13 protein-coding genes are annotated in these 15283 nt (G+C 47.0%); 11 read left to right on the top strand and 2 right to left on the bottom strand.

The genetic code is table 11. The features are described 5' to 3' along the window. Nucleotides 1-53: 53 nt before the first annotated feature. Nucleotides 54-290, top strand: coding sequence for an Lrp/AsnC family transcriptional regulator (locus tag FYJ59_RS10545; protein WP_154496914.1), 237 nt, complete (start codon nt 54-56; stop codon nt 288-290). Here the strand turns inward: FYJ59_RS10545 and FYJ59_RS10540 are convergent, their stop codons facing one another. Continuing rightward, the gene (locus FYJ59_RS10540) at nt 291-2018 is read right to left on the bottom strand and encodes a S8 family peptidase (protein ID WP_205839520.1); all 1728 of its coding nucleotides are present in this window, start codon (nt 2016-2018) and stop codon (nt 291-293) included. 127 nt (nt 2019-2145) lie between these two features. Here FYJ59_RS10540 and FYJ59_RS10535 point away from each other — a divergent pair, with 127 nt between their 5' ends. From FYJ59_RS10535 to guaA, 5 genes are all read left to right on the top strand, one after another. Next, nucleotides 2146-4422, top strand: a complete 2277-nt coding sequence (locus FYJ59_RS10535; RefSeq protein WP_154496907.1) for a glycosyltransferase family protein — start codon at nt 2146-2148, stop codon at nt 4420-4422. Nucleotides 4423-4436: 14 nt separating this feature from the next. Beyond that, entirely contained in the window at nt 4437-5897 is a 1461-nt protein-coding gene (locus FYJ59_RS10530) for a hypothetical protein (protein WP_154496905.1), read from the top strand. Between the two features lie 2 nt (nt 5898-5899). After that, a complete protein-coding gene (locus tag FYJ59_RS10525) occupies nt 5900-8218 on the top strand; it encodes a glycosyltransferase family protein (RefSeq protein ID WP_154496902.1) in 2319 nt (772 codons plus the stop codon). A gap of 137 nt (nt 8219-8355) precedes the next feature. Beyond that, the gene (locus FYJ59_RS10520; protein ID WP_154496900.1) at nt 8356-9216 is read left to right on the top strand and encodes a polysaccharide deacetylase family protein; all 861 of its coding nucleotides are present in this window, start codon (nt 8356-8358) and stop codon (nt 9214-9216) included. Between the two features lie 63 nt (nt 9217-9279). Beyond that, the gene (gene guaA, locus FYJ59_RS10515; protein WP_154496898.1) at nt 9280-10824 is read left to right on the top strand and encodes a glutamine-hydrolyzing GMP synthase; all 1545 of its coding nucleotides are present in this window, start codon (nt 9280-9282) and stop codon (nt 10822-10824) included. A gap of 177 nt (nt 10825-11001) precedes the next feature. Here guaA and FYJ59_RS10510 read toward each other — a convergent pair whose 3' ends face one another. Further along, nucleotides 11002-11562, bottom strand: coding sequence for a helix-turn-helix domain-containing protein (locus tag FYJ59_RS10510; RefSeq protein ID WP_154496894.1), 561 nt, complete (start codon nt 11560-11562; stop codon nt 11002-11004). Between the two features lie 416 nt (nt 11563-11978). Here FYJ59_RS10510 and FYJ59_RS10505 point away from each other — a divergent pair, with 416 nt between their 5' ends. The 5 genes from FYJ59_RS10505 (at nt 11979) to FYJ59_RS10485 (ending at nt 15071) form a co-directional block, all read left to right on the top strand. Next, nucleotides 11979-12158: a helix-turn-helix domain-containing protein gene (locus FYJ59_RS10505; protein WP_154496892.1), complete on the top strand. Its 180-nt coding sequence runs from the start codon at nt 11979-11981 to the stop codon at nt 12156-12158. A gap of 15 nt (nt 12159-12173) precedes the next feature. Continuing rightward, nucleotides 12174-13265 (top strand): site-specific integrase, encoded by a 1092-nt coding sequence (locus FYJ59_RS10500; protein ID WP_154496890.1) that lies wholly within the window; start codon nt 12174-12176, stop codon nt 13263-13265. After that, nucleotides 13250-13573, top strand: a complete 324-nt coding sequence (locus FYJ59_RS10495) for a plasmid mobilization protein (protein ID WP_154496888.1) — start codon at nt 13250-13252, stop codon at nt 13571-13573. Before FYJ59_RS10500 ends, FYJ59_RS10495 begins: the two co-directional genes overlap by 16 nt. Further along, complete coding sequence (locus tag FYJ59_RS10490; protein WP_154496886.1) at nt 13570-14727, top strand: AAA family ATPase; 1158 nt, start codon at nt 13570-13572, stop codon at nt 14725-14727. The genes FYJ59_RS10495 and FYJ59_RS10490 overlap by 4 nt, the downstream gene beginning before the upstream one ends. A 110-nt stretch (nt 14728-14837) precedes the next feature. Then, nucleotides 14838-15071, top strand: a complete 234-nt coding sequence (locus FYJ59_RS10485; RefSeq protein WP_328597232.1) for a complexin-2 — start codon at nt 14838-14840, stop codon at nt 15069-15071. Nucleotides 15072-15283: the final 212 nt, after the last annotated feature.

The following is a 15283-nucleotide window of genomic DNA, read 5'->3' as shown; positions in this document are numbered from 1 at the left end:
TTATACATGCGTATACGATGGGCGAGTGAAAGACTTGGGAAAAGAGGTGGATTATGGAAGTTTTTTTAGAGGTGACGATGCAGCATAAAAAATATCATGCCGGGTTTATGGACAAAATGCGGCAGCAGCCGGAGGTTACATCCTGCTATCAGGTGGAAGGGGAATATGATTTCCTCGTAAAAGCGGATGTGACCTCGGAAAAGGAACTGGAAAAACTGGAGCGCAGCGTGCGTAAGATTAACGGCGTCTGCAGTGTGCAGCCGGTCTATGCCCTGCAAGAGATCATATAGTCATACCCGGAGCAGGGCATTGAAGGTTTCCTCTAAATTCAGTCTGCCGTAGCCCCATTCCCGGTTGGGGTAGTTCAGATCCTGCGTACGCACGGCACCGCGTATGAAATAACTGCGGATTTCCCGGCTTTCCGCCAGCCGGTTATTGCCCTCAATGACTGACCATTGGAAAAACTGTGCTACGGCTCCGGCAGTGATAGCGGCAGCCATGCTGCTTCCCGTACGGCATCCGTCAATGGTGGAGATATTGACTCCGGGAGCGGATAAGTCCGGACGGATCTGCCCGGTGCGTCCGAAGCCTCTGCCGGATTCTGCGTAAAAACTGTTATTTTCCGCATTGTAAGCAGAAATGCTCAGAACCTCCGGCGCCATCGAGGGCTCCGTCAGAGTCATGTCGGGATCCGGATTGAGAAAATATACCGGAGTAGACAGAAATTCTGTGATAGGCAGCCACATGTGAAAATTACCGTTATATAAACTACCGGAAGCAGAGACATGAAAGGTCCAGATACCGGGGGTAGGATCCTGGATGCGTACAAGGATCAGTTCCTCGCCGGAATTTTCTTCCACAAGAGCAGAGTCGATAGTGACTCTGCTTTTTTCATAAATAAAGGAATAGGTCACACTTTGCTGCAATCCCAGGCGCAGTTCAGGAATATTTTCCCCGCCGGGAGTGCGGATGCTCAGATTAAAAGCATCCGGCAGAGCACCCCAAAGCTCCAGCCAGAATCCGATACAGCCTTCGCTGACCCGGATCTCCACATTCCGGGAATCCTCCCCAGGTGTCTGAGCGCTTAGTCTTCCATGGTAATGGTGTGAGGCGTTCCCTTCATTTCCCCCGCAGACGACGGCGGCACGGCTTCTGCGGACAGCGAGAGAAGAGAGATACCGTGACAGGGAGGAATTGCCCGCGTGATCTCCCTGGTTGGTTCCCAGACCCAGACAGATGACTACCGGACGCTCGAAGAGCCGCACGAAGGATTCCGCGTATTTGATGCCCAGCATAATATCATTTTCCTGATAGGCGGGAACACCCTCGGGCACCAGATAAAAGCTGCGCAGATATTGCTTACATTCCTTGAGCTTCACCACGACGATGTCGGCACCCGGTGCAGCACCGATATAAGGATTGCCTTGTCTGACGACACTGCCGGCTGCGACTCCGGCGAGGATACTGCCGTGTCCGTTTTCGTCCCGGGAGGGAACGATGGAATAAGGATCCTCGGAACGCAACGCCAGGTTAATATCCTCTCTGCGGTATTCAGAACCATATTTTAACCCATCAGGGGGCGCTCCGGTCTGAACCGTCTGATCCCAGATCGCCAGGACACGGCTGTTGCCGTTCTCGTCCAGAAACACAGGATTTTGGTAATCAATACCGGTATCGATAAAACACAGGATCACGCCCTGCCCCGTGAGACTTAGGGGCGGACGCTGTACCTGGGTGATCCCACTGGCGATCAGGTCTGCCGGATCAAAGGGAGCGGCACCGGGTGGCGTCTCACCGGAGGGAGATAGCTGCATGAGCCCATAAAGCTTCGGCATATTGTGATAGGGGAAAAAATCAATCTTCGGATTGCGGATTCCCAGATTGCCCAGATACAAAATCAAAAAATCTTCTCCGATGCGTTCATAACAATTATTGTCATCTCCCAGAAATTCCGATGCGGAAAAGTCTGTGATAATGTCATAGGTGTCCTCTGACAGGATCATTTCCTTGCAGTCCATGGCGTTGCTCCATACCATACGAAGGAGTTAGATTAACCTATGCGTAAGGTCCGTCTTTGTTGCATATTGATTGATATAATGATAGAATAAATTGAATATTATAACGAAAGAAACAGGGGCTTTACATATGGAATTTATTCAGAAAATCAGAGCACTGCAGATAGGGAAAAGAAAAACTTTCCGAAGAGTTCTGCTGGTGGAAATACTGCTGATGCTATTGGGGATCGTCGGCTTGTTTGGCAGAAATGAGGTGTATGAATATCCGTCCGAAGGGGTAACGGTAAATACCGGAGTCTATCAGGACAATATGACGATAGAGCATATTTCATTAAAGCCGGGTCTCTACCGGATCCAGCTGCATTATGATACGGATACCAATATGAAGAATTTCTGTATCATTGAGGATGATACTGTGGGATACCGGATGCTCCGCAACAGCGGAGAGCACCTCTATCAGGGACTGCATGAGACGGATTATCCGTTATGGCTGCTGCAGAAGTCGGATAATATACGTGTTACTGTTACCTACGGTGGAGAAGGGAGCTATACGATCACGGGGCTTACCATTCGGGAAACCAACGGTCTGGCAGTCATTTTCCTGTTTGGTGTTGTGGTGCTCTCCATTCTGTGGAATCTGTTATATACTTATGTGCAGTACGACAGAGAGTATTCGTTATCTGTTCCGCAGAAGGGAATTCATTTCGGTCTGGTACTTCTTTTGCTGTTCAGTTCTCTGCCTCTGTTGCAGGATGCCATGCTGTCCAGTGGAGACCTGGGATACCATATGCTTCGTATGATGGGCATCAAGGATGGCATTCTGGCAGGACAGTTTCCGGTGCGGATCGCCCCCAAATGGCAGCAGGGTTACGGCTATGCATCTTCGATCTTTTACGGGGAGACACTTTTGTATGTGGGTGCACTGTTCCGTCTGATCGGCTTTTCTTATATTACCAGCTACCGTCTGTTCCTTTTGTTCATCAACGCACTTACCATACTGATAGCTTATTACAGCTTTCGCAAAATATTTGAAGACCGTTATATCGGTTTTTTGTGTACAGTACTTTATACTTTGTCGGTATATCGTCTTTCCAAGACGTTTATCTGTGGATCATTGGGGGAGACCTTCGGAATACTCTTCCTGCCGTTGATCGCTTATGGATTTTATCGTGTGTTTACTCAGGACATAGCGAACAAAGAATATCGTTATTCCTGGATTCCGCTGACGATAGCTTTTACCGGACTGGTGCAGTCGCATCTGCTGACGGGAGAACAGGTGGGAGCATTTACTATCCTGCTTTGTCTGATCCTGATCAAAAAGGTATTCCGCAAGGAGACGTTCTGTTCTCTGGCAAAAACGGTGATCTACAGTGTGCTGCTGAGTGCGTGGTTCTTAGTACCTTTTGCTGACTATATGCTGCGGGGTGATTTTACGATCCAGAATGTCTCCGGCAGAACGATCCAGTACAGAGGCTTATACCTGCCCAACATATTGTTTACCTTTTTCCGGAACGGCTACAATGTATTCTATGCAGATAACGGAATGGCAGAGAGTCAGCCGATGGGAATGGGAATCGCACTGACTGTGGCACTGTTACTTTGGGCGGGAATGCTCTTTTTCCGTAAAACCGCACACCTGCGAAAGGAAGAAAAGGCACTGGGCAACATTGCAGGAGGCTTTGCCGTTCTGGCTATGTGTATGTGTCTGTCGGTCTTCCCATGGGACAAGATCCAGAGCCTGAATGGCATTACCGCGATGCTGGTGTCCAGTATTCAGTTCCCTAACAGATTTCTGACGATTGCAACACTGTGTGCAGTACTGGTGGCAGGTGTTGTGGCCAAAGAGATCAAGGGACAGTACGAGACGCACGGATTGCAGCTCTATTTTGCCGGAATGATGGTATTGACTCTGTGCAGCAGTATTTACCTGATGGATGATATGCTTCAGACGGGCAACAGTTACCGGATCTACGGAGAAGAAGGAATGGGAAGCGGTTATATTGCCGGGGCGGAATATCTTCCCTACGGCGCAGATGCTACATTGTTCTGGACCCATGATCCTTATGCCGGAGAGATGGTCGCTATTACAGATTATCATAAGGACGGAATCAAAATTGAAATGCATTGTCAGAACCGGGGCGATAAAACAGAAATTGTGGAATTACCGCTTTTGTATTATTATGGCTATCGGGCATATGACAAGATTACCGGACAGGAACTGACTATCACCACCAGTGATAATTTCGCAGTGTGCGTGGAAGTTCCGGCAGGCTATGAGGGAACTGTTCAGGTAACATTCGTAAGCCCTTGGTATTGGAGAGTGGCAGAAGTGGTGAGTTGTCTCAGCCTGCTGGGTCTGATCGCGGGTGTGGCGATGGAGAAAAAACGGGAGAGAAAAAATTCATGAGGATGATAGAAAAAATGAAATCAAAGGGAAATAGTACCTTCTGGTGTTTGGTTGGTATTTTTCTGACAGGAGCGCTCCCGTTGTTTACAAATTATTGCCTGAATTCCGCAGAGGTTCCGTACCAGCTGGTACGTATTGAGAATATGAAGGATTATCTATCGGCGGGGATATTCCAGATGGCAATGCCTGTAAACTGGCAGTATGAGCATGGTACGGCAGGACTTGACGGAAATCTGTTCTGGCTGCTGCCTGCGCTTCTGCGAATGACAGGAGCTACACTGGAAAGTGTTTACCGGATGTTTCTGGTATGTATTTATGCAGTGACAGTGTGTCTTTCCTACAAGGCACTGGCAGAAGGCTTTCCGAGTAAAAAAATAGCGGTGATCGGTACGGCACTGTATTGCTGGGCACCGTGGTATCTCGATACTCTATATGGAAGGGCCGCTATCGGGGAAGCATTAGGCTACGCTTTTCTGCCGGTGATGCTACTGTTCCTGGTAAGGGCAGTCAGCCGGAAACAGGGAAAACTGCCACAATGGCTTCTCCTGGCCATAGCAGTCACTTTATTGCTGCAGTCCTCTTTTGCAGTACTGGAAGTGGGAATGCTGTTGTTAATATTCTGCTGCATATATTATCGCAGACAACTGTTAGGAAAAGAAGGATGGCTGACATTAGGAAAGGCAGTGGTGGCGACACTTGTGTGCAATCTGTGGTTTCTACTGCCGCTGCTAAGATACCTTGTGGCGTACCGTGATGTGGCGAGATATGTGGGAAGCCGTCCTTTTCAGGAAAAGGGAGCTTTTCTCCTGCATTATCTGACCTTCTTTTTGCGGGGAGGCGCCACCTACGATTATAAGAGTAATGGATTATTGGATACGGCAGCCATTGGTGTCGGTCCGGCACTTACGGGACTCTTCTTTTTCCTACTGTGGCTGAAATTCAGTGGAGTGCTGCAGAAGAAAAACAGTAAAGAAGACAGCACTGCCGGATTATTCTGGTGTGGAATGTTGGGAATCCTTCTCAGCCTCGGAAGCTTTCCCTGGGATTGGCTCAGACAGAATGCCGTGTTCCAGATATTGACATTTAGCATGCAATCTCCCGTGATCTTTATGATTCTGGCAATCTGTGGACTTACGTTTATGGGATGTGGTCTTATGAAAGATTATCGGCAGAGAAGGTCTGCAACGGAAGCGACGATTCTGGAGGCAGCAGTGATCGCAGTGGCTTTTGTAGCAACACAATTCCTAACGAATAAACTGCTGCTTGACAGAGCTCCTCTGTGGATCCGTCAGAAAGAAGATCTGCCGGATGTGGTTCTGGTCGAAGCTTCGCAGTTTCAGATGAGTGCCGCAGCCGGTGCAACGCAATGGGGAGCGGTGATGATCAGTACGCTTGGTATTGCGGGAATTATTATCTACTGTATTATTGTACGGAAGAAGGATACAAAACAAAAAGTACGAAAGGAGGCAGCATAAAAATGGATATGTGGAAGAAATCCGAAATTCTGAACAATAAGAAATTCCGCATCCTGCTGCTTCTGGAAGTCCTGTTGCTGCTGGTGCCTGTGATCGGAATTTTGCGCGGCAACAAGACCATCAGTACTCTGTCAGATGCGCAGGTGACAACGGAAGAAGGAGTGGTCCGGGAGGAGAACGGATATTCGGTGGATGGAAGCATCAATATCGATGGTCCCTGGCTCGAAATGAGCGGTTTTTCCATGGCACCCGGCACCTATTGCTATTATGTGACATATGAATCGGAAGATAACGGTGTAAATAAGATCAATATTACAAGCAATGGTAAAATCTACAGAGAACTACTGGAAAATGAACTTTCGCTGTATTCCGGAAGAACGGAAAGCTCTTGTGAGGTCTATGTGACAAGCCGTCTGAAAGCGGATGAAGTAAACATCCACGCAGACTACTACGGAACCGGAAAGCTTACTATTACGGATATCCGACTGGTGAAAACCACTGCGTCCTACAGAATGCTGCTTGTGATGTTCCTCCTGGGATTTTTGCTGCTGGATTCTATGATCATGTTGTATGTGTATATGGGAAAATATCCTCTTGCACTGGAAAAGAAACTGGTATACTTCGGAATTCCCGCATTGGCGATCCTGGCTTCCCTGCCGTTATTTGTGGATTATATTATAGTGGGAGCCAATCTGGGCTTTCATCTGCTTCGTATCGAATTTCTAGGGCAGAGTATGGCACAGGGCATTTTCCCTACCAGAGTAGAGCCAATGTGGCTATACGGGCATGGCTATGCCAATTCGCTGTTTTATTGTGATACATTTCTGGTGATTCCGGCACTGCTTCGTCTGATCGGATTCCCTATGAGTGTTTCTTACGGCGGATATATCTTTTTGGTCAATCTTGCAACGGCAATCGTGGCATATATCAGTTTTCGTGGAATTTTTCGTGACCGCATGACCGGAATGCTCGGAAGTATGTTGTATACTCTGGCGCCGTATCGTGTATACAATATTTACAACCGCAGCGCTGTGGGGGAATATACGGCCATGATCTTCCTGCCGTTACTGTGCTATGGTTTTTATCTGATCTTCGCGGAAGATACGGAGAAAAAGGAGTACCGTCATTACTGGCTGCTTCCGGTGCTTGGCTTTTCCGGTATCATCCAGAGCCATGTATTAAGCTGTGAGATTGCGGGTGCATTTACAATTCTGTTGTGCTTATTGTGTATCCGTAAGGTATTTCGCAAGAAAACGTTTCTGGAACTGGTAAAGGTCGTGGTGGGAACAGTCCTGGCCAATATTTGGTTCCTGCTTCCGATGTTAGATATGATGCTGGCGGATCAATACCGTTATTCCAATAACAGCGGCGTATATATTCAGGATCGTGGGATTCTGGGGGCACAGATATTTTTCACCATGCAGAATGCCGGAAGCAATTCCAGATTCCAGGAGCTGGGAATGGTGGATACGGAGCCTATTTATATCGGAGCTGCCGTATTGTTGGGAGTGATCGTGTATTTTGCTATCCGCAACAGAGAAAAGGAACAGGATCCGGCACATGATAAGGCGGCCAAGGTTGCATTTGTTCTAGGATGTGTGGCAATTGCGGTAAGTACTTACTATTTCCCCTGGAATGCGCTGAAGGAAGCCAATTCCGTGTTGGAGCTTCTGACGACGATGATCCAGTTCCCTACCAGACTGACGATCATTGCAGCAATAGCCATGACGCTGGTGGCTTGTACTGCGGGATACTGGATGCTCCGGTGGAAGGATAAAGTGGTTAAATATATTTTTTTTGCCGCAATCTGCGGCGGATGCATTTTATTCTCCATGTACCAGACCAATGACCTGCTGCTGACCAGAGATCAACCTTTGAGATTAAATTCCATGGCATCCATGGGACATTCCGGCATTCTGGGAGCTGAGTACCTGCCTCTGGATGTGGAATGGGATTTCTATTATCATGATGCATGGCCGTCGGACGGAGTGACAGTGGAAGCTTTCGAGAAGGAAAATCTGAATACTCTGACAACAGTGACGACTTCTGCAGAGGATGGCGATCATTATATCGATCTGCCGATGCTTCTATATAAGGGATATCATGCCAAGGATGCAGCAACGGGTGAAGTATTCCCGGTGACTGTAGGTGGGAACGGTCATGTCCGGGCAATCCTGCCGGCGGGCTATCAGGGAACTGTCAAAGTGTGGTATTCCGGCATGTGGTACTGGCGTGTGGCGGAAGGTATTACTTTCCTGTTCTGGGCATTTGTGTTTGCAGGAAAGGTTGTGCAGTGGAAGAAACTGCGCAAGACTAAATAGCTGATGATCTTTTATTGAAAAGTGAAACAGATAAAGATGTATCAATGCAAAAGGGAAGTAGAAGTAAGAGGATGCGGTTATGCCGGACAGAACGACTGCATATAGTAGTAGCGGATAGTTCTGAGAGGAGATACCACATGAAACGTTTTTTCACAGAACACGGAAAAACACTCTGGCTTCTGCTTCTTTTTGTGTGTATGTTTATTCTGGGAAGAGGAATAGGAGCCATTACTTACGGCTTACGTGTGCAACATGAAAACAAGACACAGGAGACGACGGGAACTGTGTTAGAGAACACGGAGACTTTACTTTTTGCTGAGAACTGGGGACTGGGATTCGGAACGGAAGGAACGCGGCCCACCGGCACGGCATCTGCGGAAGAACTAAAAGAGTACAATGCCTATTATGTGGGAGATGCGGAGGAGAAAAAGATCTATCTCACTTTTGATTGTGGCTATGAGAACGGTAATAGTTCCGCTATATTGGATGCATTGAAAAAGCATGATGCACCGGCGACTTTTTTTGTGGTAGGACATTTTCTGGAGTCGGCGCCGGAGATGGTGAAGCGCATGGTGGAGGACGGACATACGGTGGGAAACCATACCTATCATCATTATGACATGTCGAAAATTTCTGATCCAGCGGTTTTCCGGAAGGAGATGGATGACGTGAGAACTCTTTTTCAGGAGACCACCGGCACGGAGATGGCGATGTACTATCGGCCGCCCCAGGGAAAATACAGTGAGACGAATCTGCAGATGGCAAAGGATCAGGGGTATGCCACTTTTTTCTGGAGTCTCGCGTATGTGGACTGGAACGTGGATGCCCAGCCCAGCCACGAGGAAGCTTTTTCCAAGCTGACAGGCAGGATCCACCCCGGAGCGGTGGTGCTGTTACATAATACCTCGAAGACCAATGGGGAGATTCTGGATGAACTGCTCACAAAATGGGAAGAAATGGGTTATACCTTCGGAAAATTGGAAGAACTGGTGCAGTAGGGTTTGACTTCCCCTGCACCATACCCTATAATAGAGGACAGAAAAATATACTGGAGGACAACCATGGAAAAAGAACTGGTAGTTGTCATTGATTTTGGCGGACAGTACAATCAGCTGGTCGCCAGAAGAGTCAGAGAATGCAATGTATATTGCGAGATCTACTCTTACAAGACAGACTTGAATAAGATAAAAGCGATGAATCCCAAGGGAATCATCCTGACCGGCGGCCCTGCAAGCTGCTATGAACCCGGTGCAGCTACCTGCTCCGAGGATCTGTTTAACTTAGGAGTTCCCGTGCTGGGACTCTGTTACGGTGCACAGCTGATGACCCATGTGCTGGGTGGTAAGGTAGAACGTGCAGCCGTTCGGGAATATGGCAAGACTGAGGTGAAGGTAGACCGCAGTTCCAAGCTGTTTTCCGATGTATCCGAGAATACGATCTGCTGGATGAGCCATTTTGACTATATTTCGAAGCTGGCACCCGGTTTCCGTGCCGTAGCAACCACTGCAAACTGCCCTGTGGCAGCAGCAGAGTGTGTAGAGCGCGGACTGTATGCGATCCAGTTCCACCCGGAAGTACTCCACACGGTGGAAGGCTCCAAGATGCTGTATAATTTCGTACGTAATATCTGCGGATGCTGCGGTGACTGGAAGATGGATTCCTTCGTGGAAGAGTCCATTAAGGCAATCCGTGAGAAGGTTGGTAATGGTAAAGTCCTCTGTGCATTGTCCGGCGGTGTGGATTCCTCCGTGGCAGCAGTACTGTTATCCAAGGCAGTCGGCGAGCAGCTGACCTGTGTCTTCGTAGATCACGGCCTGCTCCGTAAGAATGAGGGCAATGAGGTAGAAGCAGTCTTCGGTCCCAACGGCAATTACGATCTGCACTTCATCCGTGTGAATGCGCAGGAGCGTTTCTACAGCAAGCTGGCAGGTGTATCCGAGCCGGAGCATAAGAGAAAGATCATCGGCGAAGAGTTCATCCGTGTATTCGAGGAAGAGGCGAAGAAGATCGGTGCTGTGGACTTCCTGGTACAGGGAACCATCTATCCCGATGTGGTAGAGAGCGGACTGGGCGGTGAATCTGCAGTGATCAAGTCCCATCACAACGTAGGCGGCCTGCCCGACTATGTAGATTTCAAGGAGATCATCGAGCCTCTGCGCAACCTGTTCAAGGATGAGGTCCGTAAGGTAGGACTGGAGCTTGGCATTCCGGAGCATCTGGTATTCCGTCAGCCGTTCCCCGGTCCCGGACTGGGTATTCGTATCATCGGCGAAGTGACCGCTGAGAAGGTCAAGATCGTACAGGATGCAGATGCCATCTACCGCGAGGAAATCGCTAACGCAGGTCTGGACCGCGAGATCAACCAGTACTTCGCAGCCCTGACCAATATGAGATCCGTAGGCGTTATGGGTGATGAGAGAACCTATGATTACGCCATCGCACTGAGAGCCGTGAAGACCATTGACTTCATGACCGCAGAGAGCGCACAGATCCCTTATGAAGTATTACAGAAGGTGACCAGCAGGATCATCAATGAGGTGAGCCATGTGAATCGGGTAATGTATGATATTACCAGTAAGCCGCCCGGAACGATTGAGTTTGAATAAGGAGAAGCTCCAAAAGAACCCAGTATTTATGCGACTTCCAAACAAATTTGTTTAAGCATTGGCAACAATTTGGCAACAGATTTCCTTTATTCAATGAATAAGATTACTTTATGAGCATAAGAAAACCTTACTGATTTTCAGATATGACAACTGAAAATTGGTAAGGTTTTTTCATGCTTATTTTTTCTTTTTGCGTTTCGTTTCTTTCTTTTCTTCTTTTTCCATTTCTTTTAATCCGGCGAGAAGCATATCACTGATTTCCTGTGAAGGAACCTTAGCCCAGATTTGGTGTGTATCCAGTTCCGGATATTTGTAACGCCAGTCATCATATTCCTCTTTGGTGCATTCTCCGTTTTCCAGTTTCTTAGCTTCGGCGAGCCATGCACGGAGCATTTTATTCATGGAGGAATAGATGGAATAGTCGGACTTATCCAGACGTAAGACTACTTCACTATCCATTTCGTCAATTTTCAGTCCATACATATCTTCCAATGCGAAAAAGGTGTGCATAAGACCGATGTGGGTATCTATATCCGGTACGGTAAGCGCATGGGGGCTGACATCAAAGATATTCGCCATTTCTTTTACGAGGTCATGCTTGGGTACTCTTGCTTCTGATTCGTATTGTGCCATACGGACATCAGAAGTCTTGCCAAGAAAGCCAAGGACTTCTCCAAGCTGCTTTTGTGTCATGCCTTTTCTGTTACGGAAAAATCGAATTCGTTGTCCGATTGCCATAGTTATGCCTCCTTGTTTTCCGAAGGAAAATGCAACTGCTATTGCAGGAGCAGAGGCATTGCCTCCTGTCATGTTGTTGCCATTAATCTGTTAAGTAAAACAGAAATGTTTAAGTAGAGTATAACATGTGTCAATAAGGATAGCAAGAAGAACTTAAATAAAAATATTTAAGAATTTTCTGCAAACCACTTGACTTAACGGAAAATGTTTAGTATTATACAAAACAGAAACTTAAACAAAACAAGTTAAGTTAAAACTGAATGACCGTCCGAGCAGATACCATCCGGAAAAATATGCGATGACCGAAAGTGAGCGTACGAAGGGATGGAAACACGACAAAGTACCACGCAAGGCAACCTGTCAGGAAGGTGTAAGGGAGAGCGGCAAACAATATTTTGAAGAAAGGGGGAATCCACATGGAGAGTAAGAACTTTATGACTGTGGACGAAGTGGCACAGGAACTTAATGTTTCCAAGTCCTATGCCTACAAGGTTGTTAGAGAGTTGAATGCGGAAATGCAGAAGCTCGGCTATCTGACAGTTACCGGAAGAGTGAATACCAACTTCTTCCGCAAGAAGTTATGTTACAGCGAATAGAGAGGAGATGATGTTATGGCTGTATATAAAGACGGTGACAAATGGCGTGTCATTTATCGCTATACCAATTATAAGGGCGAGCGGAAACAGACACAGAAACGTGGTTTTTCAACCAAACGAGAAGCACAAGCATGGGAGAGGGAGGTGATGTTAAAAAGTGAGTCCAAGCTGGATATGACTTTTGCCAGCTTCTTTGAGATTTATGAAGCCGACAAGAAAAAACGGGTAAAGGAAAACACATGGGAATCCAAAAGCCATATTATCCGTACCAAGATACTTCCTTATTTCGGGGAGCGTAAGATTGCGGAGATTGAGCCAAAGGATGTAATTGCCTGGCAGAATGAGCTTCTTGCCTATAAGGGAGAGAATGGGGAAGTGTATTCTCCGACTTATCTTAAAACCATTCACAGCCAGCTCAGTGCAATTTTCAATCATGCAGTAAGATATTATCATCTTCCTACCAATCCGGCGCAGAGAGCCGGATCTATGGGAAGCGAGGAACACAAGGAAATGCTGTTCTGGACGAAGGAGGAATATCTGAAATTTGCGGATGTGATGATGGATAAGCCTGTTTCCTATTATGCGTTTGAAATGCTCTACTGGACGGGAATCCGGTGTGGGGAGTTGCTTGCCCTTACACCAAATGACTTTAATTTTGAGCGTCAGGAGCTGACCATTAATAAGTCCTATCAGCGGTTAAACGGTAGGGATGTGATTACCACACCGAAAACCAAGAAAAGTAACCGGACAATCAAAATGCCGAAGTTTTTGTGTGAGGAAATGCAGGAGTATATCGGTATGCTGTATGAGATTGGGGAGGATGAAAGGCTGTTCCAGATTACTAAGTCATATCTGCACCATGAGATGGACAGAGGGGCAAAGGCTGCAGGAGTAAAGCGTATCCGTATTCATGATTTAAGGCATAGCGCAATTTCATTACTAATTGAAATGGGATTTTCTGCTTTGGCGATTGCGGAAAGGGTAGGACATGAAAGTATTGATATTACTTACCGGTATGCACACTTATTTCCGACGAAGCAGACGGAAATGGCAGATAAACTGGATGTGGAGAGAATGGAAGGAGACGAAGCATGGACAAGAACTTAGATTACAAGGGTAGATGGAGAAACAAGGCAGTAGCGTTTCGGGTATCAGAGGAAGAAGCAAAGCTGATTGACGATCTAGTGACGTTATCCGGCCTTACCAAGCAGGACTATATTATCAGACGGTTGCAGTGCCGGGATGTGGTGGTACAGGGCAATCCGAGAGTGTATAAGGCACTGCGCAATCAGATGGCAGATATTTATGAGGAATTGAAGCGTCTGGAGCGTTGCAGTGAAGCAAATGATGAATTGCTTTACACAATCCAACTGATAGCGGAAACCATGAATGGATTGAGAGGAGAGAGTGAATGAGTGTAAAAGAAAAAGCGACTGCTCCGGTTTCATCTGTTGGCGCAGATGGGAAGCAGCCACTATGTAAAACTAACAAGGAAAGTATAGCAGATTTGCCCGATAGGGGCAATCTGCAAGCCACAAATAATCGTGGCTGTGGTACAGAAGTTTGGACAGAGAAAAGAGATAGAATTGATGGATTAGAGACAGTATCCATGACAGAACTTTACGATACTGTTTATCCACCCAAGATACCGATTGTGGATGGACTGATCTATGCAGGTACTTATCTATTTGTGGGTGCACCAAAGGTAGGTAAATCCTTCTTTATGGCACAGCTTGGCTACCATGTAAGCATGGGGCTTGATTTGTGGGATTATCAGGTGCGGAAGGGCACTGTTTTGTATCTGGCATTAGAGGATGATTATGCAAGATTGCAGAAGCGTTTATCAAGGATGTTTGGTATGGAAAGCAGTGAAAATTTCTACTTTGCCACACAGTCCAAAACTCTAAATGAGGGATTGGAAGAACAGCTTAACCAGTTCGTAAAAGAGCATACGGACGCAAGGCTGATTATCATTGATACCTTGCAGAAGGTAAGGGAAGTTGGTGGAGATAAATTCAGCTATGCCAGTGATTATGAGATTGTAACTAAGCTGAAAGCCTTTAGTGATGAGCATAGTATCTGTCTGCTGGTGGTGCACCACACACGAAAGATGGAGTCCTCTGACAGCTTTGATATGATTTCCGGCACAAACGGACTGCTGGGAGCTGCGGACGGAGCATTTGTGATGCAGAAGGAAAAGAGGACGGATAATAAGGCGGTTTTAGAGGTGGCAGGGCGTGACCAGCAAGACCAGCGACTGCTTCTTGATTTTGACAGGGAACAGTGTGTGTGGAAGCTGACAAAAGCAGAAACGGAGCTTTGGAAAGAACCTGCTGATCCGGTGCTGGAAGCGATTGCAAAGGTGGTATCAGAGGAACAGCCACAGTGGAGCGGAACCGCTTCGGAATTGTTACAGCTTTTGCCGGAGATGGATATGCAGCCAAACATCCTTACAAGAAAATTAAATATCAGCATGGAGCGTTTATTTGTGGATTATGGTATCCGGTACGAGAGTAAACGAGGACACAGTTCACGAATGATTAAACTGACATTAGAACAGAGAGCGTGACGATTAGCGACGGTTGCGACGGTATTTTATATAGCGGTATTGGTATAGAAATAATCGTCGCAATCGTACGCAACCGTCACAGAAGATGATGGAAAGGATGGATTGATAGAGTGAAAAACATACAGATTTCCGAGGAACTGTTCTTCGCACTCTTGAAGTATCATTTGGTGGAAATAGATGATGTTTTGCCGGATATTAAGAAAGGCTTGGAGGACAAACTGGAAGCTATGGTCAGGCGGGATTTATATACAAAATACAAAACTGCACCGACCGAGGAAGAACGGGAAAAGGCACGGCAGGAGTATCTGGAAAAGGTAGGAATGCATCGTGATTTCAGGTGGTAAATTTTTCCCTTCGGTGTGTATGACGGGAGCGTGGCACGCTCCTGTGAATATGGTTAAGGAAAAAGCATTGCGAGGGAACAAACGGCAGGAGTCGGACTTCTCTCACAAGCCCTCGGCGTTTGAGAGCGAAATACACCCATCGCACAAATCGGAGATTTGTACTCTGTGTATTTCGCCCTTGCAGGGGGCTGACATTCGCAATCCGCTACGCT

This window comes from Waltera intestinalis (genome assembly GCF_009695995.1).
Classification (GTDB): Bacteria; Bacillota; Clostridia; order Lachnospirales; family Lachnospiraceae; genus Acetatifactor; species Acetatifactor intestinalis.
Note: the sequence above shows the minus strand (reverse complement) of the source record. Positions and strands in the feature narration are given on the sequence as shown.

What these genes read in the sequence shown, in the direction of transcription:
- FYJ59_RS10495 (WP_154496888.1), top strand. Translation starts at nt 13,250, where the DNA reads ATGGACAAGAACTTAGATTACAAGGGTAGATGGAGAAACAAGGCAGTA.
- guaA (WP_154496898.1), top strand. Translation starts at nt 9,280, where the DNA reads ATGGAAAAAGAACTGGTAGTTGTCATTGATTTTGGCGGACAGTACAAT.
- FYJ59_RS10490 (WP_154496886.1), top strand. Translation starts at nt 13,570, where the DNA reads ATGAGTGTAAAAGAAAAAGCGACTGCTCCGGTTTCATCTGTTGGCGCA.
- FYJ59_RS10505 (WP_154496892.1), top strand. Translation starts at nt 11,979, where the DNA reads ATGGAGAGTAAGAACTTTATGACTGTGGACGAAGTGGCACAGGAACTT.
- FYJ59_RS10525 (WP_154496902.1), top strand. Translation starts at nt 5,900, where the DNA reads ATGGATATGTGGAAGAAATCCGAAATTCTGAACAATAAGAAATTCCGC.
- FYJ59_RS10545 (WP_154496914.1), top strand. Translation starts at nt 54, where the DNA reads ATGGAAGTTTTTTTAGAGGTGACGATGCAGCATAAAAAATATCATGCC.
- FYJ59_RS10510 (WP_154496894.1), bottom strand. Translation starts at nt 11,562, where the DNA reads ATGGCAATCGGACAACGAATTCGATTTTTCCGTAACAGAAAAGGCATG.
- FYJ59_RS10535 (WP_154496907.1), top strand. Translation starts at nt 2,146, where the DNA reads ATGGAATTTATTCAGAAAATCAGAGCACTGCAGATAGGGAAAAGAAAA.
- FYJ59_RS10540 (WP_205839520.1), bottom strand. Translation starts at nt 2,018, where the DNA reads ATGGACTGCAAGGAAATGATCCTGTCAGAGGACACCTATGACATTATC.
- FYJ59_RS10520 (WP_154496900.1), top strand. Translation starts at nt 8,356, where the DNA reads ATGAAACGTTTTTTCACAGAACACGGAAAAACACTCTGGCTTCTGCTT.
- FYJ59_RS10500 (WP_154496890.1), top strand. Translation starts at nt 12,174, where the DNA reads ATGGCTGTATATAAAGACGGTGACAAATGGCGTGTCATTTATCGCTAT.
- FYJ59_RS10530 (WP_154496905.1), top strand. Translation starts at nt 4,437, where the DNA reads ATGAAATCAAAGGGAAATAGTACCTTCTGGTGTTTGGTTGGTATTTTT.